This is a genomic window from Bradyrhizobium sp. CCBAU 53338 (genome assembly GCF_015291665.1).
Lineage (GTDB): Bacteria > Pseudomonadota > Alphaproteobacteria > Rhizobiales > Xanthobacteraceae > Bradyrhizobium.
On record NZ_CP030048.1, the window covers coordinates 5,879,497 to 5,895,982 of the forward strand.

Sequence of the window (16,486 nt, forward strand, 5' to 3'; positions counted from 1 at the left end):
AGCCGGCCTATCAAGCCATACCAAATTCGGAACCCTCATAGCCGCCAGACGTTGTCTTCGCGAGCAATCTGGAAGGAGAGTTTCATGGGTACCACGAGCGACAAGATCAAGGGCACCGCCAACGAAGTCATCGGCAAGGCCAAGCAGGGCATTGGTGAAGCCACCGGTTCCGAGCGTCTGCAGGGCGAAGGCGCGGTCCAGGAAGTGAAGGGCAAGGGCCAGAAGGCCATGGGCGATGCCAAGGATGCCGCGAAGGAAGCGATCGACCGCGCCGCTGCGGCTGCACGTCGCACAACCGAGTAGACTGCGTTGTACTGAAAGCGAAAAGACCGGCCGCGAGGCCGGTCTTTTTGTTGGTGCGTTATTTCACGCCGAGCAATTCCACGTCGAACATCAGTGTCGCGTTCGGCGGGATCACGCCGCCGGCGCCGCGCGCACCGTAGCCGAGCTGCGGTGGGATGATCAGCGTACGCTTGCCGCCGACCTTCATCGTGGCAACGCCTTCGTCCCAACCGGCGATGACGCGGCCCTTGCCGATGGGAAATTCGAACGGCTCGTTGCGATCGACGGACGAGTCGAATTTCTTGCCCTTTTGGCCGTTCTCGTAGAGCCAGCCGGTGTAGTGCATCACGCAAATCTGGCCGGGCTTCGGCGAAGCGCCGGTGCCGACGACGCTATCGGTGATCTGCAAGCCTGAAGCTGTGGTCATGGTCTTTCCTGCGGTCTGGGCCGAGGCCGTGGTGGAAACGAATGTCGACACGCCGCCGATCAACGTGATCACGAGCGCCGACACGATGGCGAGAAGCATGCGCTGGAAACGCTGCATAAGACACCTTCCGTTCGAGGCGGAAGGTGTCTAGCGCAAGGCGGTGATCGTTTCCAGCCCTCGGAGGATCAATAGCCGAGCGCGCAGCCGTCCTTGCGCGGGTCGGAACCGCCGGTCAGCGTACCCTTCTCCCAATCGATCCAGATCGCCTGCGCACCGCCGAGCGGGCCGACCACGCTGGTGGTCTTGTGGCCGAGCTTCTTGAGGCCTTCGACGATGTCGGCCGGCACGCTGTCCTCGAGCTGATACTGGCCCTCGTAGTGCAGACCGCGCGGCATGTCGATCGCCTCCTGCACGTCGCAGCCATAGTCGAGGATGTTGGTCAGGAGATGGGTCTGGCCGGTCGGCTGGTACTGGCCGCCCATCACCGCAAACGACATCGTGGAGCGGCCGCCCTTGGTGAGCAGGCCCGGCATGATCGTGTGCAGCGGACGCTTGCCGCCCTCGATGCAGTTGGGATGGCCCGGCTGGATGCGGAAGCCGCCGGCGCGGTTCTGTAACAGCACGCCGGTCTTGTTGGAGACGATGGCCGAGCCGAAGGAATGCGCGACCGAGTTGATGAACGAGCAGACGTTGCGGTCCTTGTCCACCACGGTGATGTAGATGGTCGAAGGATTCATCGGCGGCGCGACGTTGGGCAGGTCGAGCATTCCGTCCATGCGGATCTTGCTGATGTACTCGTCGGCAAAACCCTTCTCGAGCATCTCGGCGACGTTGATCTTCATGTGCGCAGGCGAGGCGACGTGCATCTCGCGGTTCATGTAGGCGATGCGCGCGGCTTCGGCCTCGAGATGGAAACGCTCGACGCTGACCGGCGCGTACTTGGTGAGGTCGAAGCGCGACAGGATGTTGAGCATCAGAAGCGCGGTGACGCCGGGGCCGTTCGGCGGGCACTGCCAGACGTCGTAGCCCTTGTACATGGTGCCGATCGGCGTGGTCACTTCGGTCGTGTGCGCGGCGAAATCGTCGAGCGTGTGCAGGCCACCGATACCTCTGAGGGTCTCGACCATGTCCTCGGCGATCGCGCCCTTGTAGAAGCCGTCGCGGCCATCCTTGGCGATTGCGCGCAGCGTTTTGCCGAGTTCTGCCTGGCGGATGACGTCGCCGGCGACCGGCGGCTTGCCGCCCGGCAACAAATAACGGACGGTGTTGGTGCCGTTCTTCAACTTCTCGAACTGGTTCTTCCAGTCGAACGCGATGCGGGGCGCGACGACGTAACCTTCTTCCGCCGCCTTGATCGCCGGCTGGAGGAGCCGGTCGAAGCCGAACTTGCCGTGGTCCCGCAGCACGGTCGCAAACGCGTCGATCACGCCGGGGATCGAGACCGCATGCGCGGAGGTCAGCGGCACGGAGGTGATCTTTCGCTCGAGATACCAGTCGGCATTCGCGGCTTTGGGGGCGCGGCCGGAGCCGTTATAGGCGATGATCTTGCCCTCGCCTCGTGGCTGGATCAGCGCGAAGCAATCACCGCCAATGCCGGTCGATTGCGGCTCGATCACGCCGAGCACGGCCGAACCCGCCACCGCCGCGTCCACCGCCGTGCCGCCCTCGCGCAGCACCTCGATCGCGGCAAGGGAAGCCTGCGGATGCGAGGTCGCGACCATCGCATTGGTGGCGTGGACCGTGGACCTGCCGGGGAAATGGAAGTTTCTCATCGAAGTTCTGCTCTCTCAGGGGCGTCTAGACGAAGTCTTGGGTGCATGCCGCACCGTCTCGGAAAATCGGGTCTTCATGACACATTCAGGGCCGCCCGGGCAATGCTGGCATACCAGGGAAATGGCTGCCATTCGCTGGGAATAGAGCTATCGGTTGCGGGTTTTCCGGGCGGCGGACGCCTGCTAAACGAGCCATCATGACGTACAAGGTCTGCGCCTTCTACCAATTCGCCGCCCTGCCCGATTACCGCGAGCTACGCGAGCCGCTGCGCGCGTTCTGCGCCGGCCTGGCTCTCAAGGGCAGCGTGCTGCTGGCGCAGGAGGGCATCAACGGCACCGTCGCGGGCGCGCCCGGCGCCGTCGACGCCTTCGCCGGTGAGCTCGCGCACGGGACGATGTTCGGCGGCAGGCTGAACAATCTCGAACTGAAGTGCTCGACCGCAGAGGCCATGCCGTTCGGCCGGCTCAAGGTGCGGCTGAAGAAGGAGATCGTCACGCTCGGCGATGCGGCCGCCGATCCGACCCGGCAGGTCGGCACCTATGTCGATGCGAGCGAATGGAACGCGCTGATCGCCTCGCCCGACACGCTGGTGCTCGACACCCGCAATGCCTTCGAGGTGGCGATGGGGACATTTGAGGGCGCAGTCGATCCTGAGATCAAGAGCTTCGGCCAGTTCAAGGAATTTGCCAGCCGGCAGCTCGATCCCGCAAAGCACCGGCGCATCGCGATGTTCTGCACCGGCGGCATCCGCTGCGAGAAGGCGAGCGCGCATCTGCTCGCGCGTGGCTTTGCCGAAGTCTATCACCTCAAGGGCGGCATCCTGAAATATCTGGAAGAGGTGCCGGAGGCGCAGAGCCGCTGGCGCGGCGAATGTTTCGTGTTCGACGAGCGCGTCGCGCTCGGCCATGGCCTGCAAGAAATTGGCTTGCGCGAACGGGACAAGGGGCACGACCGTGACGAATGAGATCAAGACGCTCGCCGAGCGCATCGACGCGCTGGAAATGCGCCTCGCCTATCAGGACGATACCATCGAGACGCTGAACCAGACCATCACCGCGCAGTGGAAGCAGATCGATGTGTTGACGCGGAAGGTCGCAGAGCTCGGCGAACGGTTGCAGGAAGCCGAGACGAACGCGCCGGGTCCGGCCAACGAGCGCCCGCCGCATTATTGAACGCGATTACTGGCCTGACGCTTTGGGCAGCAGATTCATGACCTCGCCGGACATCATCAGCCGATCGCGGCCGGCGGTCTTGGCGGCATAGAGCGCGCGGTCGGCGGCCTCCACCAGCGACCCCGCGCCCGCGGTACGCTCCGCGGCAGGCCGGCAGGCCGCACCGCCGACGGAAACGGTGACGCATGGTCCGGCCGGATTGGTGGCGTGCACCAGACCCGCATCATGGACGGCGCTGCGGATCCGCTCGCCGACCCGGGCACAGCCGGCGGCATCGGTGTTCGGCAGCAGCATGGCGAATTCCTCGCCGCCGTAGCGGGCCGCGAGATCGCCGACCCGTTGCACCTCGGCCGCAATGGTCCTTGCCACCACGCGCAAGCAGGCATCGCCTGCGGGATGGCCATATTCGTCGTTGTAGGCCTTGAAGTGATCGACGTCGATCATCAGCAGGCCCAGGCTGGAGCGGTCGCGATAGGCACGCGCCCACTCCTCCCTCAGCCGCTCGTCGAAGCGGCGGCGGTTGGCGAGCCCGGTGAGACTATCCTCGATCGCGAGCGTCTCGAGGCGGGTCTCCAGCTTCTTCTGCTCGGTGATGTCGCGCGAGATCGCGACCACGCCGTCGACATTGCCGTTGTCCTTGCGTGTCACGCGCATGGTCGATTCCAGCCAGACCTCGGTCTTCTGCCGGTGCCCATTGCGGTAAGTGATGCGCGCTTCATCCATGTCGCCGCGCTTCATGGCATCGACGATCGCCTGCACTTGAGGCCGATCCTCGGGATTGATGCCGGCGAGCGCATCCGTGCCGATCAGCTGGTTGGGACGCCATCCGACCACGCGGTTGGACGAGGGCGAGACGTAGCGCAGCCGCTCGTCGAGCCCGATGCGGGTGACCATGTCGCTGGAGCCTTCCGCGAGCAGGCGGAAATGCGCCTCCTTCTCGATCAGGGCGGCCGCCATACGCTGGCCGCGCTGCAGCTGCCGCACCAGCACCGCGCCGATGATCGCGATCAGCAGCACCAGCGCGATCACGTAGAGCATGCGCGAGATCGCCGCGGCTCGCCACGGCGCCAGCAATTCGTCCTTGTCGACGGTCGCGAGCAGCACGAGCGGATAGCGGCCGCTGCGCTTGAAGAAGCTGACGCGCTCGGCGCCGTCCAGCGGCGAGGTGAAATGATAGGCGCCGCTCGGCCGCTGCAGGCTGGCATCGCGGAACAGCGGCGTGTCGCCGACATTGCGGCCGACGAACTTCTCGTTGTTCGGGTTGCGCGCGATGATCTGGCCGTCGGCGTACATCAGCGTCACCGAGCTGTTGCGGCCGATCTCGAACTGCTCGTAGAAATGCGACAAATACCGGGAGCCGATGGCCGCGAGCACCACGCCGCCGAAGCTGCCGTCCGGCTTGTTGAACCGCCGCGACAGGGTCACGACCCATTCACCATCGACGAGGCTCTTCACGGGGTGACCGACATAGGCCTCGCGCAGGGGCGAAAGCTGGTGGTGACGGAAGAACGCGTCGTCGCTGAGCGTCGATGCGATCGTGCCGGGTGAGGTCAGCCAATTGCCCTTGTCGTCGATGATGGCGAGGCTGTGGACGCGCTCCATCGCCCTCTTGCGCGCCTCCAGCAGGTTGCGCAGCTTCGCGATCGTGGCAGGGTCCGAGCCGTCCATCTCCAGCCGGCTGACGACGCCGACCACGCCGGAATCAAGGAGGTCGAGGCTGTCCTCGGCATGCTGCGTCAGGGAGCGGGCGACGTTCGCCATCTCGGTCTCGGCACCCTTGAGCACCGCGTCCCGCGCGGCCCATTCGCGCCACCCGCTGACGCCCAGGATCGCAACGCAGGTCAGCACCACGAAGGCCGCCGTGCGCAGCGGCAGGCGGCTCCATCCGGCTCTCGGTGAGGCGAGGTTCATGCGGCAGAAATCTCCGATCGCCGGAACTTCTGCCGCTTCTCTTATAGAACCCTGAAGCACCCGCGCAGTTTCGCATTCATCTACGGGCTTTTCCGTACTCCTACGGACCGGGGCTTCCGCAGATCACTAACAAGGTCTTAGCAAGCCCATCGGAAACCGGCGGTCGGATCCCTAGCTGAAGATCGCCTTAACCTTGTCCCAGAGCGAGGGATTGTCGGCGTCCGCATCGGCCTTCGACGGCGTCGGCTGCGCGGCGCTCACGGGATCGGAGGCGGGAAAGGTATCCTCCAACCCGGTGTCGAGCCTGGCGTTGCGATCTGCGGCGAGCGCTTCGCGCAAGTCATCGGCGTGCTTGTCATGCGGCGCGGGATTGAATGTCTGGGCCATGGAATTCCTCCTCCATTGCCGGGTCAACGCGACGCATTTGCGCTGGTTCCCCTGTTCCGCTTCCGCGCGTGGCGGTGTATCAGGAACCCTGGATCTGCATCAGGATTGCTCGTGCCCCAGTCTGCGACAAAGCCCTTCATCGACGTGCTCTCCGGCCAGCGGCAAACCGTTCCGCCCCTATGGATGATGCGGCAGGCCGGCCGCTATCTGCCTGAATATCGCGAAGTGCGCGCCAAGGCGGGCGGCTTCCTCGATCTCTGCTTCAATCCGGAGCTCGCCGCCGAAGTCACGCTGCAACCGATCCGCAGGTTCGGCTTCGATGCGGCGATCATCTTCTCGGACATCCTGGTGATCCCCTACGCGCTCGGCCGTGAGGTGCGCTTCGAGGTCGGCGAGGGTCCGCGGCTCGAGCCGCTCGATGATCCCGCCAAGGTCGCAACGCTCGCGGCGCAGGCCGACTTCGGCAAGCTCGCGCCGGTGTTCGAGGCGCTCAGGATCGTGCGCGCCGCGCTCGATCCGAAGATAGCGCTGATCGGCTTCTGCGGCGCGCCGTGGACGGTGGCGACCTACATGGTCGCAGGCCAGGGCACGCCCGACCAGGCGCCGGCGCGGATGATGGCCTACCGGCATCCCGAGGCCTTCTCGAAAATCATCGACGTGCTGGTCGAGAGCTCGATCCACTATCTGCTGGCGCAGCTCGAGGCCGGCGCCAACGCCTTGCAGATCTTCGACACCTGGGCCGGCGTGCTGCCGCCGGCCGAATTCGCGCGCTGGTGCACCGAGCCGACGCGGCGCATCGTCGAAGGCGTGCGGGCGAAAGTGCCTGACGCGAAGATCATCGGTTTCCCGCGCGGTGCCGGCGCGCAGCTGCCCGGTTACGTCGAGGCGACCGGCGTCAACGGCGTCAGCATCGACTGGACCGCGGAGCCCGCCTTCATCCGCGAGCGCGTGCAGAGCAAGGTCGCCGTGCAGGGCAATCTCGATCCGCTGGTGCTGATCACGGGCGGCGCGGCGCTCGACCGCGCGGTCGACAACGTGCTGGCGAACTTTGCGCAAGGGCGTTTCATCTTCAATCTCGGCCACGGCATCCAGCCGGAGACGCCGATCGCCCATGTCGAGCAGATGATCAAGCGCGTGCGGGGATGAATCGCGAAAACAACCCCATGCACAGTACAAATCATTGAGGAATTTCGCGCCGCACGGGTGGAGCGCCGCTCGCATCGACATTTGACACGTCGGGCAAAACAGGAGCACGATGGCATCATACCGCCGATCGTGATCTCACCACCGACGCCTATCGAGGCCGGCTGCGCTCGATGATCTCGGCGGCGCCCTTGCCCAGCAGATCCAGCCCTACGGCGCGTCCCAGCTCACGCGGGCGATTGGCCGGGCCTGCGCGCGAGGCTTCGATGATGGTGTTGCCGGAGAGGTCGAGCACGGATGCGGTCAGCGACATCCGGTCGCCCGTGATGGTCGAGAAGCCGGCGACGGGCGAATTGCAGTGGCCGTTCAGCACCCACAACACTTCGCGCTCGGCATCCGCGCAGAGATGCGCGTCAGCGTCGTCGATCGACGACAGGATTTTTCGCGTTTGCCAGTCCTGCGCGGCGCATTCGACGGCGACGATGCCCTGCCCTGCCGCCGGCAGCATCTCCGCCGGAGTGAATTCGTAAGCGATGCGGCCGGCGAGCCCGACGCGGTCGAGGCCGGAGCGGGCCATGATCAACGCATCTGCGGGACCCACCGCGCCGCCATCCGGCAGCTTCTGCTTCTCGCCGTGGTCCAGCTTTCGCACGCGCGTATCGGCGGCACCGCGGAAGTGAATGACCTCGACATCGGGAAACAGCCGCCGCGCATAGGCCGCGCGGCGCACCGCGTTGGTGCCGATCTTGAAGCCCTTGCCGCGGGACTGGCGCAGCGCCGCCAGCGTCACGCCCGCGCGCAGCACCAGCGCATCGCCGGGCGGATCGCGCGACAGCGTCGCGCCGATGACGAGGCCGGGCGTGTCCTCGTTACCCGGCATGTCCTTCAGCGAATGCATCGCCGCCTGGAGCTCGCCCGCAAGCACCGCGGCACGGATCTGCGCGACGAAGGCGCCGCCCTTGCCGCCGTGGGGCAGCAGCTTGCTGGTCTGGTCGAGATCTCCAGTGGTGTCGAACTTGACGATCTCGACATCGAGACCGGGCACCGCTGATGTCAGGCGGCGCGCGATCTCTTCCGTCTGTGCCAGCGCCATCGCGCTCTTGCGGGTGCCGATCTTGAATCGCGTAGCCAAGTCCGAATGCTCCTTGAGTTAGGCATGATCTAATCGGAATACCGCTGCACACTTTTCCGGATCATGCCTGTGCGTCCTGCAATATCATATCGGAGGCCTTCTCCGCGATCATGATGATCGGCGCGTTGGTGTTCCCCGAGACGAGGTCGGGCATAATCGAGCCGTCGACGACACGGAGGCCTTCGAGCCCCCTCACCTTCAGCCGCTGGTCCACCACCGCGAGCGCGTCGTTGCCCATACGACAGGTCGAGGTCGGATGGTAGATGGTGCTGCCGCGGTCGCGGCAATAATCCAGGATCTCGGCGTCCGTGGATACCTTCGCACCGGGATCGTACTCGCTGATCACGAATGGCTTCATCGCCGGCGCGTTGAGAATCTTGCGCAGAATCTTGATGCCTTCGACATTGGTGGTGCGGTCCGTCTCCGTGGACATGTAGTTGATGCGGATCTCCGGCGGCACGGTCGGGTCCGCGCTTTTGATGCGCAAGCTGCCGCGGCTCTCGGGTCTGAGCTGGCACACCGACGCCGTGAAACCAGAGAAATCATGCAGCCGCTCGCCCATCTTGTCGGTCGAGAACGGCAGGAAGTGAACCTGGATGTCGGGCGAGGCGAGGCGCGGATTGGTCTTGAAGAACGCGCCCGCCGTGCCCGCCGCGATCGTCAGCCAGCCTTTCCGGAACAGCGCGTAGCGCGCGCCGGCCAGCGTGCGGCGGATCGGGTTGTTGACGGTGTCGTTGAGCGTGATCTTCTGCGAGCAGCGCATCACGATGCGGACCTGCATGTGGTCCTGGAGATCGTGGCCGACGCCTTGGGCGTCGAGCACGACGTCGATGCCGTGCTTGCGCAGCAGATCGGCGGGGCCGACGCCAGAGAGCTGGAGCAGTTGCGGCGAGTTGTAGGCGCCGCTCGACAGCACGACCTCCTTGCGGGCCCGCGCGCGGCGCACGCTCGCGCCCTGCCGATATTCGACGCCGACCGCGCGGCGCCCGTCGAACAGCACGCGCTGGCCAAGCGCCTCGGTCTCGACCTTGAGGTTGCTGCGGGTCTTCGCAGGACCGAGATAGGCGACCGCCGTCGAGGCGCGGCGGCCGTTGCGCGTCGTGGTCTGGAACAGGCCGACGCCTTCCTGCGTGGCGCCGTTGAAATCGGGATTGTAGGGCAGACCGGTCTCGACCGCGGCGTCCATGAAGGCCTTCGACAGCGGGTCGGTCACAACCATGTTGGAGACCGGCAGCGGCCCGCCGGCGCCGTGATATCGGTCGGCGCCGCGCGCCTGGTTCTCGGCCTTCTTGAAATAGGGCAGCACGTCGTCATAGCCCCAACCGGCATTGCCGTGCTGGCGCCAGCGATCGTAGTCCTCGTGCTGGCCACGAACATAGAGCAGGCCGTTGATCGAGCTCGATCCGCCCAGCGTCTTACCGCGCGGCTGGAAGACCTGGCGGCCCTTCAGCTCGGGCTCCGGCTCGGTCTGGTACATCCAGTTGACGGTCTTTTCCTTGAACAGCTTGCCGTAGCCGAGCGGCACGTGGATCCAGATGTTGGAATCCTTCGGGCCGGCCTCGAGCAACAGCACGCTGTACTTGCCGTTCGCGGAGAGACGGTTGGCGAGCACGCATCCGGCGGAGCCGGCGCCAACGATGATGTAGTCGAACTCGGGATCGGAGGAGGCGGAATTTGCGTTCATGCGCTACTGTTCTTCTTGTTGGCGTGGGCGTTTCCTTCTTCACCTCTCCCCGACGGGGAGAGGTCGGATTGCGCTCGGCAATGGGCAGCGTCGTCCGTAGCAATCCGGGTGAGGGGCCGCAACGGCAGACCGTAGCCCCTCACCCGGATCGCATCTTCGATGCGACCCGACCTCTCCCTACGGGAGAGGTGATCGCGTTTGGCGCCAGCACCGCCCAACTCATTCTGCACTAGCACAATCATGCCCGCACGCGCAGCGCCTCGACCAGCGACTTGAACGCACGGGCATATTCCACGCCCGCCCTTGCGATATCGGCGCGCCCGGCGCAGGCGACCGCCGCCTCCGTGACCGCACCAAGCAGCAGCCGCGCCAATGGCTCGACCGGCTGCCTGGCGATGAGACCTGCCTCCATCGCCGCCGAGATCGCGCGCGGCATCTTGCCGCCAAAGTGTTTCGCGTCGATCTCGCGCCAGCGCTCCCAGCCGAGCACGGCGGGTCCATCGCGCAGGATGATCTGGCCGGTCGCGCCCTTGGCGGTCGCGGCGAAATAATGCTGAGTGCCGGCGACCATCGCGGCCAGCACGTCCTTCTCGGCCCGCGCGGCGCTGTCGATCTCTATGACGAGATCGCGCGAGACGAGGTCGAACACCGCCTCGAACACGGCCTCCTTGGTCTTGAAGTGATGATAGACCGCGCCCTTGGCGATGCCGGCGCCTTCGGCGATCTCGTCCATGGTGGTGGCGGCAAAGCCCTTCGCCCCGAACAGCCGCCGCGCCGCCGTCAGGATCGCCTCGGTCGTTGCTGCGCGCCGCTCCGCCTGTTTTGCCATGCCGTTCCTGTCTAGCGCAGATCGGGCCGCCGGCTCGCGTTGTGGAGACACCCCCACCCCAGCCCTCCCCCGCAAGCGGGAGAGGGAGTCGACCTTCTTCGCGGATGCAGCTCGATCTGATGCTGCTCTAATGGAATTCTCCGCAGGCGACCAGTTGACTTTTCGACTAGCGGTCGGTATTTACCGACCAACAGTCGGTTTTACCCGTGAGGTGTGCCATGCCAAGCCGCGACGTCGTCGAAGCCTTTGCGCAGCGTCTGGAAGCCGGGGATTTCGTCGGCGCGATCGAGCAATTCTATACGCCCGATGCCGCCACCTATGAGAACAACGCCGCGCCGATGGTTGGACGGGACAAGCTGGTGGCAAAAGAGCGCGGCGTGCTCGCCGCCTTCGAGGAGGTCAAGGCGGTCCGCGTCGGGCCGAGCCTGATCGAGGGCGACAACGTCGCCTCGCGCTGGATCTTCAGCTTCACCAACGCCGAAGGCGTCACGCGCAGGCTGGAGGAGATCGCCTGGCAGACCTGGCAGGGCGACAAGCTGATCGAGGAGCGGTTCTTTTACGACCCGAAGCAGTTGGGGCAGTGACGACGTCTCCCGAACACAGGTGTCATCGCCAGGCTTGCGGTCTTCGCTGAAGCTTCGCCGGCCGCGGCGTACTGGATGCCCCGGTCAAAGCCGGAGCATGACAGCGGAGTTCGTGGCGAACTGGCGCAACTATTGCGCTGTTACAGCCGCGACGCGGCGCGCCGCATTTGTATCGATTTGTTATGGATATCGGCGATCGGACACGCAGAAGTGGTAACGGAGCCCGCCGCAAGCGTGGATAATTCATAGTTCGTCAAAGGTTTGCGGCGAATTCTCCTGACCAGGCCGGACAAACGGCTCATGCTGCAGGCTCTGGAATGCGGACTCACCTGACCAATCATGTCGCACGGCTGTTCGCCGGCGATCTGTCAGCCTTTGGCGGTCCCGCAACCGACGAAACCGTTGCAGGTCACATCCGCGCTGAACAGATGTCGCTGGTGCTCGGCTATTCGGTCGGCATCATGCTGGCCAATGCCTGCAATGCCGCGGTGCTCGCGATTGCGCTGTGGCAATCGCCCGACCGGACCGTCGCGGTGGTCTGGGCGATCGCCGTGGCCGGCGCCGCGATCGCGTTCGGCGTGCAATCCCATGCCTCGCGCAGGATCACCAAGCCGCAATTCGTCTCCCGCCGGGCGATACATCGGCTGGTGCGCAACGCGTTCGTGCTCGGCACCGCCTGGGGCATCGTCCCCGTCGCCTTCTTCGCGGACGCATCCACCGGCGGCCAGCTCGTCATCACCTGCCTCTGCTCGGGCATGCTGGCCGGCGGCGCGCTCGCCTTCGCCACCATCCCGATCGCCGCCATCGCCTTCACCGCCCCCATCTTCGTCGGCATCGCAATTTGCCTCAGCAGAAACGGCGATCTCGCCTTCCTGCTGATCGCCTTCCTCGTCGTGGTCTATGGCAGCGTGCTGTTGCGCGGCGTGTTCGTCAATTCGATCACCTTCGCGCGGCGCGTGATGCGGCAGATCGACGCCGAGCGCACGGTGCGGCAGGATCCACTGACGCAGCTGCCCAACCGCATCGCCTTCAACGAAACGCTCGACGCAGCGCTGAAACGCCTTGCCCTCTCAGGCGAGGAATTCGCGGTGCTGCTGCTCGACCTCGACCGCTTCAAGGAGGTCAACGACCGCTTCGGCCACCCCGCCGGCGACGAATTTCTGGTCCAGGTCGCAAGCCGCCTGCAACGCTGCACCCGCGCGGCCGAGCATGTCGCGCGGATCGGCGGCGACGAGTTCGCGCTGGTGATGGCCAACCTGACGCGGCCCGAAGATGCACTCGGGATCGCCGAGCGCTTCGTCGCGGCCTTCAACGAACCGTTCCTGATCGAAGGCTGCGAGATTGTTGGCGCGACCAGCGTCGGCATCGTGCTGGCGCCGCGCGACGGCAACGCGCCGCTCGACATCATGAAGAATGCCGACGCCGCGCTGTATCGCGCCAAGAAGGCCGGCCCCGGCACGATCTGCTTCTTCGAGGAGGCCGACGACAGGGTCTCGCGCGACCGCAAGGCGCTCCAGGCGGATCTCGCCGGCGCCGTCGCGCGCGACGAGCTGTTTCTGGTGTTCCAACCCTTCCTCGATCTCGATGCAAACCGCATCACCGGTTTCGAGGCGCTGCTGCGCTGGCAGCACCCCTCGCGCGGGCTGGTGCCACCGAGCGAGTTCATCCCGATCGCCGAGGAAAGCGGACTGATCCACGAGATCGGCGAATGGGTGATCAGGCGCGCCTGCGCGACGCTGACGGAGTGGCCGGAGGACATCCGCGTCGCCGTGAATTTCTCGGCGGCGCAGTTTCACAACGCGAGCATTCTCCAGACCATCGTGCAGGCTCTGGCCGACGCCAAGGTCGCGCCTGACAGGCTCGAGATCGAGATCACGGAATCGATGCTGCTGTCGAAATACGGTTCGGCCGCCTCGATCCTCAATGCGCTGCTGGAGCTGGGAGCCACCGTGGCGCTGGATGATTTCGGCACCGGCTTCTCGTCGCTGACTTACCTGCGCAAGCTGCCGTTCAGCCGCATCAAGATCGACCAGTCCTTCATCCGCGACATGCTGGTGCAGCCGGACTGCGCGGCGATCGTGAAATCGGTGATCTCGCTGGCGCGCGACCTCAACATCGGCGTGGTCGCCGAAGGCGTCGAGACCGCCGACCAGCTCGACTATCTCCGCCAGTTCAGTTGCGACGAAGTGCAGGGCTACCTGATCGGCCGGCCGGTGTCGGCGGACGCCGTGCAGGCGATGCTGGGCTCGAAGAAGCTGAGGGCGATTTTCGCGGCGTAACCGCCCTCAAACCGCATCCGCCCGCAGCAGCGTGTCCACCGTGATGGTGCCCCGCGCGCGCGAGACGCAGGCGCAGATCTTCGCGTTGCTTTGCTTCTGATGGTCGCTGAAGAAGACGTCGCGATGGTCGATCTCGCCGTCGACGGCGACGACGTCGATGGCGCAGAGGCCGCACTCGCCGCGCTTGCAGTCGGATATCACTTCGAAGCCGCTGGCGTTGAGCACGTCGAGCATCGATCGCTCGCGCGGGATTTCGAGCTCGACATTGGAATCCTTCAGACGCACGCGAAAGGTTTCGGTCGGCAACGTGCCGCTGGAGCCGAAGGTCTCGTAGCGGAGATCGGCGAGCGGATGGCCGGCGCCGATCCAGGCGTGGCGGGCGGCATCGAGCATGCGCATCGGGCCGCAGAACAGCGTCAGCGCGCCCTGCGGCAGGGAGGCGAACAGACGATCGAGATCGAGCCGCTTGCCTTCATCGCTGGCATGAACGACCAGGCGGTCGCCGAGCATCGCAGTGAGATCGTCGAGATAGGCGGCGTCTGCACGACTGCGCACCGCATAGTGCAACGTAACATCCGCGCCACGGCGCGCCAGCGCCTGCGCGGCGCCGAGGATCGGCGTGATGCCGATGCCGCCGGCGATCAGGCAATAGTTTTCACGGGCCCAGTCGACGGCGACGAGCGAGGCCGGCCGGGTGATGTCGAGCCGCGCGCCCGGCGCGAGCTGCCACATGTAGCGCGAGCCGCCGCGGGAATCGTCGGCCCGGCGCACCGCGATCCGAAAGCCGCGTGGCGAGGCTTCGCCGACGAGCGAATAAGAGCGCGTCTCGGGCAGGCCGTCGATGGTGACGCTGACATTGATGTGGCTGCCGACCTGATAGGCCGCACCGTCGAACTGGTCGGGCTTGATCAGGAATTCGCGGATGCCGGGCGACAGATCGCGCGTGGAGACGAGCGTTGCGGGAATCCAGGTTTCGATGAAGCGCATGATGCCCTCAATCGGTTGCGGTCTTGATCAGCGCGAGCGCCGGCAAGAGGTCGAGATGGGTCCGGTTGCGGAGCGCAAGGCGCAGGTTTCGCACCGCGAGCCGCGCATGCTCGCGCATGACGGCTTCGGCGCGCGCGCCCTCGCGGTTCTCGATGGCGTCGATCACGACGCGGTGGTGCTCCTGTCCGATGATCAGGATCTGCTGCGCCTCGGGCAACGCCGACTGCGCCATCACGAAACCGCTGGGCGAGGCGAACGGAAGCGCGGAGGCGCGGTCGATCTGCCGGATCAAGGGCGGACTGCGCGATAGTTCGGTCAGCAGCGCATGGAAGCGTGCGTTCAGGGTGACATAGGCAGAGAAGGCGTCGACCGAGATCGGCACCTGGCGCAGGAGATCGTCGATCGCGAGATGGCATTCCTTCAGCGGCTCGAGCTCCCGCGCGGAGACGCCGCGCTCGGCGGCAAAGCGCGCGGCCAGCCCCTCGAGCGTGCCGCGCAACTCGATCGAGTCCAAGATGTCGCGCTCGGAAAACGCCTTGACCATGAAACCGCCGGAAGGAATCGCCTCCAGCAGCCCCTCCTCCTCCAGCCGCACCAGCGCCATGCGCACCGGCGTGCGCGAGGCGCCGGTGGTCTCCACCGCCTGAAGCTCGGAGATGCGCTCGCCCGGCCGCAGGCTGCCCGACAGGATCTGGTCGCGCAGCGCGAGCTGAGCCTTCACGGTCTGCGAGACGGAGCGGTCGACCTCGCGCTCGGGAGCTGCTTTCACTTGGGCTACTCCGCGGCCTGGAGATGCGTCGGCGGATTTTCCTTGGCGACCATCCTGTCGATCAGCTTGCGCGTCCACATCGCACCGGCGTCGATGTTGAGATTGTAGAAGATGCGGTCGGGGTTCTCGTCCATCGCGCGCTGCTGCGCTTCCAGGATCAGCTCGTCCTCGCGGAAGATGCCGGAGACGCCCTCGCGGATCTCGGTGGTGATGCGCTGCTCGCCGATCTGGTAATTGCGCACGAACGCCCAGAAATAGTGGCAGGTTTTCTCGGTCTCGGGCGTGATGGTGTTGAGCACGAAGCCGTTGACGCCCTGCGAGCGGTCGCCTTCCGGCGCGCCGGTGCCGGTCGGCGCCACGCCGACGTCGATGGCGATGGTGCACGGCGCCTCGAAGCGGATGATCTGCCAGCGGTCGACGAGGCCGGGCTTGCCGAGCTGCTTGGCCCAGAACGGCGGCGCCTCGATGCCGCGCATCCAGCGCGTCACGGTGACAGTCTTCTCGCCATGGGTGACGTCGAACGGCGCTTCCGCCACAGCGTCATTGCCGATGGAGGAGCCGTGCACGAAAGTCTCGTGGGTGAGGTCCATGAGATTGTCGAGCACGAGGCGATAGTCGCAATTCACACGAATGGTCTTGCCGTCGCCGGCCCAGGCCGGATCGTGATTCCAGTGCATGTCGGGCACGAGCGCGGGGTCGGCGAGCGCGGGGTCGCCCATCCAGAGCCAGATGTAGCGATGGCGTTCGACCACGGGATAGGCGCGCACGCAGGCCGACGGGTTGATTGTCTCCTGCGAGGGCATGAAGGTGCAGCGCCCTTGCGCATTGTATTTCAGGCCGTGATAGCCGCAGACGACGGTGTCGCCTTCGAGCCGGCCCTTGGACAGCGGCACCAGGCGGTGCCAGCAGGCATCCTCCAGCGCAGCCACCGAACCGTCGGCCTTGCGGTACATCACGATGTGCTTGCCGCAGATCGTCCGCGGCAGCAGCGCCGGCTTCACCTCCGCGTCCCAGGCGGCAGCGTACCAGGCGTTCATGGGGAAGGGTTTTGTCACGGGCGATCTCCCAAGGCTTATGTATGCGTTGTGTATACAATAGCCGAGGGATAGAATCGTTCAAGGCCAAAA

The 16,486-nt window shown here is 65.6% G+C and carries 16 protein-coding genes; 6 read left to right on the forward strand and 10 right to left on the reverse strand.

Annotated features, from left to right (window positions below; genetic code table 11):
- Positions 1-84: 84 nt before the first annotated feature.
- Positions 85-303 (forward strand): CsbD family protein, encoded by a 219-nt coding sequence (locus XH90_RS27530; RefSeq protein WP_194477428.1) that lies wholly within the window; start codon positions 85-87, stop codon positions 301-303.
- 58 nt (positions 304-361) lie between these two features.
- Here XH90_RS27530 and XH90_RS27535 read toward each other — a convergent pair whose 3' ends face one another.
- Both XH90_RS27535 and ggt read right to left on the reverse strand, forming a co-directional pair.
- Positions 362-826: an FKBP-type peptidyl-prolyl cis-trans isomerase gene (locus XH90_RS27535; RefSeq protein ID WP_194477429.1), complete on the reverse strand. Its 465-nt coding sequence runs from the start codon at positions 824-826 to the stop codon at positions 362-364.
- Positions 827-894: 68 nt separating this feature from the next.
- Positions 895-2,481, reverse strand: coding sequence for a gamma-glutamyltransferase (gene ggt, locus XH90_RS27540; RefSeq protein WP_194477430.1), 1,587 nt, complete (start codon positions 2,479-2,481; stop codon positions 895-897).
- A gap of 197 nt (positions 2,482-2,678) precedes the next feature.
- Between ggt and XH90_RS27545 the strand changes: the two genes are divergently transcribed.
- On the forward strand, positions 2,679-3,446 hold the full coding sequence (locus XH90_RS27545) for a rhodanese-related sulfurtransferase (protein WP_194477431.1): 768 nt from the start codon (positions 2,679-2,681) through the stop codon (positions 3,444-3,446).
- Entirely contained in the window at positions 3,436-3,654 is a 219-nt protein-coding gene (locus XH90_RS39135; RefSeq protein ID WP_256442433.1) for a SlyX family protein, read from the forward strand. Before XH90_RS27545 ends, XH90_RS39135 begins: the two co-directional genes overlap by 11 nt.
- 6 nt (positions 3,655-3,660) lie before the next feature.
- Here XH90_RS39135 and XH90_RS27555 read toward each other — a convergent pair whose 3' ends face one another.
- Together XH90_RS27555 and XH90_RS27560 are read right to left on the reverse strand one after the other, a co-directional pair.
- Complete coding sequence (locus XH90_RS27555; RefSeq protein WP_194477433.1) at positions 3,661-5,565, reverse strand: diguanylate cyclase; 1,905 nt, start codon at positions 5,563-5,565, stop codon at positions 3,661-3,663.
- A gap of 171 nt (positions 5,566-5,736) precedes the next feature.
- The gene (locus XH90_RS27560) at positions 5,737-5,952 is read right to left on the reverse strand and encodes a hypothetical protein (RefSeq protein ID WP_194477434.1); all 216 of its coding nucleotides are present in this window, start codon (positions 5,950-5,952) and stop codon (positions 5,737-5,739) included.
- A 111-nt stretch (positions 5,953-6,063) separates the two neighbouring features.
- On the opposite strand from XH90_RS27560, the gene hemE reads away from it, so the two are divergent.
- Positions 6,064-7,098: a uroporphyrinogen decarboxylase gene (gene hemE / locus XH90_RS27565; RefSeq protein WP_194477435.1), complete on the forward strand. Its 1,035-nt coding sequence runs from the start codon at positions 6,064-6,066 to the stop codon at positions 7,096-7,098.
- A gap of 148 nt (positions 7,099-7,246) precedes the next feature.
- Here hemE and hemC read toward each other — a convergent pair whose 3' ends face one another.
- The 3 genes from hemC to XH90_RS27580 all read right to left on the reverse strand — a co-directional run bounded on the left by hemC (position 7,247) and on the right by XH90_RS27580 (position 10,740).
- Positions 7,247-8,227, reverse strand: coding sequence for a hydroxymethylbilane synthase (gene hemC / locus XH90_RS27570; RefSeq protein WP_194477436.1), 981 nt, complete (start codon positions 8,225-8,227; stop codon positions 7,247-7,249).
- A gap of 61 nt (positions 8,228-8,288) precedes the next feature.
- Positions 8,289-9,911 carry a GMC family oxidoreductase gene (locus XH90_RS27575; protein WP_194477437.1) on the reverse strand — a complete coding sequence of 541 codons (1,623 nt, stop codon included), beginning with the start codon at positions 9,909-9,911 and terminating at the stop codon, positions 8,289-8,291.
- Positions 9,912-10,149: 238 nt separating this feature from the next.
- A complete protein-coding gene (locus XH90_RS27580; protein ID WP_194477438.1) occupies positions 10,150-10,740 on the reverse strand; it encodes a TetR/AcrR family transcriptional regulator in 591 nt (196 codons plus the stop codon).
- A 218-nt stretch (positions 10,741-10,958) separates the two neighbouring features.
- Between XH90_RS27580 and XH90_RS27585 the strand changes: the two genes are divergently transcribed.
- Positions 10,959-11,324, forward strand: a complete 366-nt coding sequence (locus XH90_RS27585; RefSeq protein WP_194477439.1) for a nuclear transport factor 2 family protein — start codon at positions 10,959-10,961, stop codon at positions 11,322-11,324.
- Positions 11,325-11,641: 317 nt separating this feature from the next.
- On the forward strand, positions 11,642-13,603 hold the full coding sequence (locus XH90_RS27590; protein WP_194477440.1) for a bifunctional diguanylate cyclase/phosphodiesterase: 1,962 nt from the start codon (positions 11,642-11,644) through the stop codon (positions 13,601-13,603).
- 6 nt (positions 13,604-13,609) lie between these two features.
- Here the strand turns inward: XH90_RS27590 and XH90_RS27595 are convergent, their stop codons facing one another.
- The 3 genes from XH90_RS27595 to XH90_RS27605 are packed head-to-tail and all read right to left on the reverse strand — an operon-like array spanning position 13,610 to position 16,414.
- Entirely contained in the window at positions 13,610-14,590 is a 981-nt protein-coding gene (locus XH90_RS27595) for a PDR/VanB family oxidoreductase (RefSeq protein WP_194477441.1), read from the reverse strand.
- A gap of 7 nt (positions 14,591-14,597) precedes the next feature.
- Positions 14,598-15,359: a GntR family transcriptional regulator gene (locus XH90_RS27600; RefSeq protein WP_194477442.1), complete on the reverse strand. Its 762-nt coding sequence runs from the start codon at positions 15,357-15,359 to the stop codon at positions 14,598-14,600.
- Positions 15,360-15,364: 5 nt separating this feature from the next.
- Positions 15,365-16,414 (reverse strand): aromatic ring-hydroxylating dioxygenase subunit alpha, encoded by a 1,050-nt coding sequence (locus tag XH90_RS27605; RefSeq protein WP_194477443.1) that lies wholly within the window; start codon positions 16,412-16,414, stop codon positions 15,365-15,367.
- Positions 16,415-16,486 lie beyond the last annotated feature (72 nt).

Bases quoted from the DNA above. Each gene is read 5' to 3' on its own strand.
- XH90_RS27530 (WP_194477428.1), top strand. From the start codon at position 85: ATGGGTACCACGAGCGACAAGATCAAGGGCACCGCCAACGAAGTCATC.
- XH90_RS27535 (WP_194477429.1), bottom strand. From the start codon at position 826: ATGCAGCGTTTCCAGCGCATGCTTCTCGCCATCGTGTCGGCGCTCGTG.
- ggt (WP_194477430.1), bottom strand. From the start codon at position 2,481: ATGAGAAACTTCCATTTCCCCGGCAGGTCCACGGTCCACGCCACCAAT.
- XH90_RS27545 (WP_194477431.1), top strand. From the start codon at position 2,679: ATGACGTACAAGGTCTGCGCCTTCTACCAATTCGCCGCCCTGCCCGAT.
- XH90_RS27555 (WP_194477433.1), bottom strand. From the start codon at position 5,565: ATGAACCTCGCCTCACCGAGAGCCGGATGGAGCCGCCTGCCGCTGCGC.
- XH90_RS27560 (WP_194477434.1), bottom strand. From the start codon at position 5,952: ATGGCCCAGACATTCAATCCCGCGCCGCATGACAAGCACGCCGATGAC.
- XH90_RS27575 (WP_194477437.1), bottom strand. From the start codon at position 9,911: ATGAACGCAAATTCCGCCTCCTCCGATCCCGAGTTCGACTACATCATC.
- XH90_RS27580 (WP_194477438.1), bottom strand. From the start codon at position 10,740: ATGGCAAAACAGGCGGAGCGGCGCGCAGCAACGACCGAGGCGATCCTG.
- XH90_RS27585 (WP_194477439.1), top strand. From the start codon at position 10,959: ATGCCAAGCCGCGACGTCGTCGAAGCCTTTGCGCAGCGTCTGGAAGCC.
- XH90_RS27590 (WP_194477440.1), top strand. From the start codon at position 11,642: ATGCGGACTCACCTGACCAATCATGTCGCACGGCTGTTCGCCGGCGAT.
- XH90_RS27595 (WP_194477441.1), bottom strand. From the start codon at position 14,590: ATGCGCTTCATCGAAACCTGGATTCCCGCAACGCTCGTCTCCACGCGC.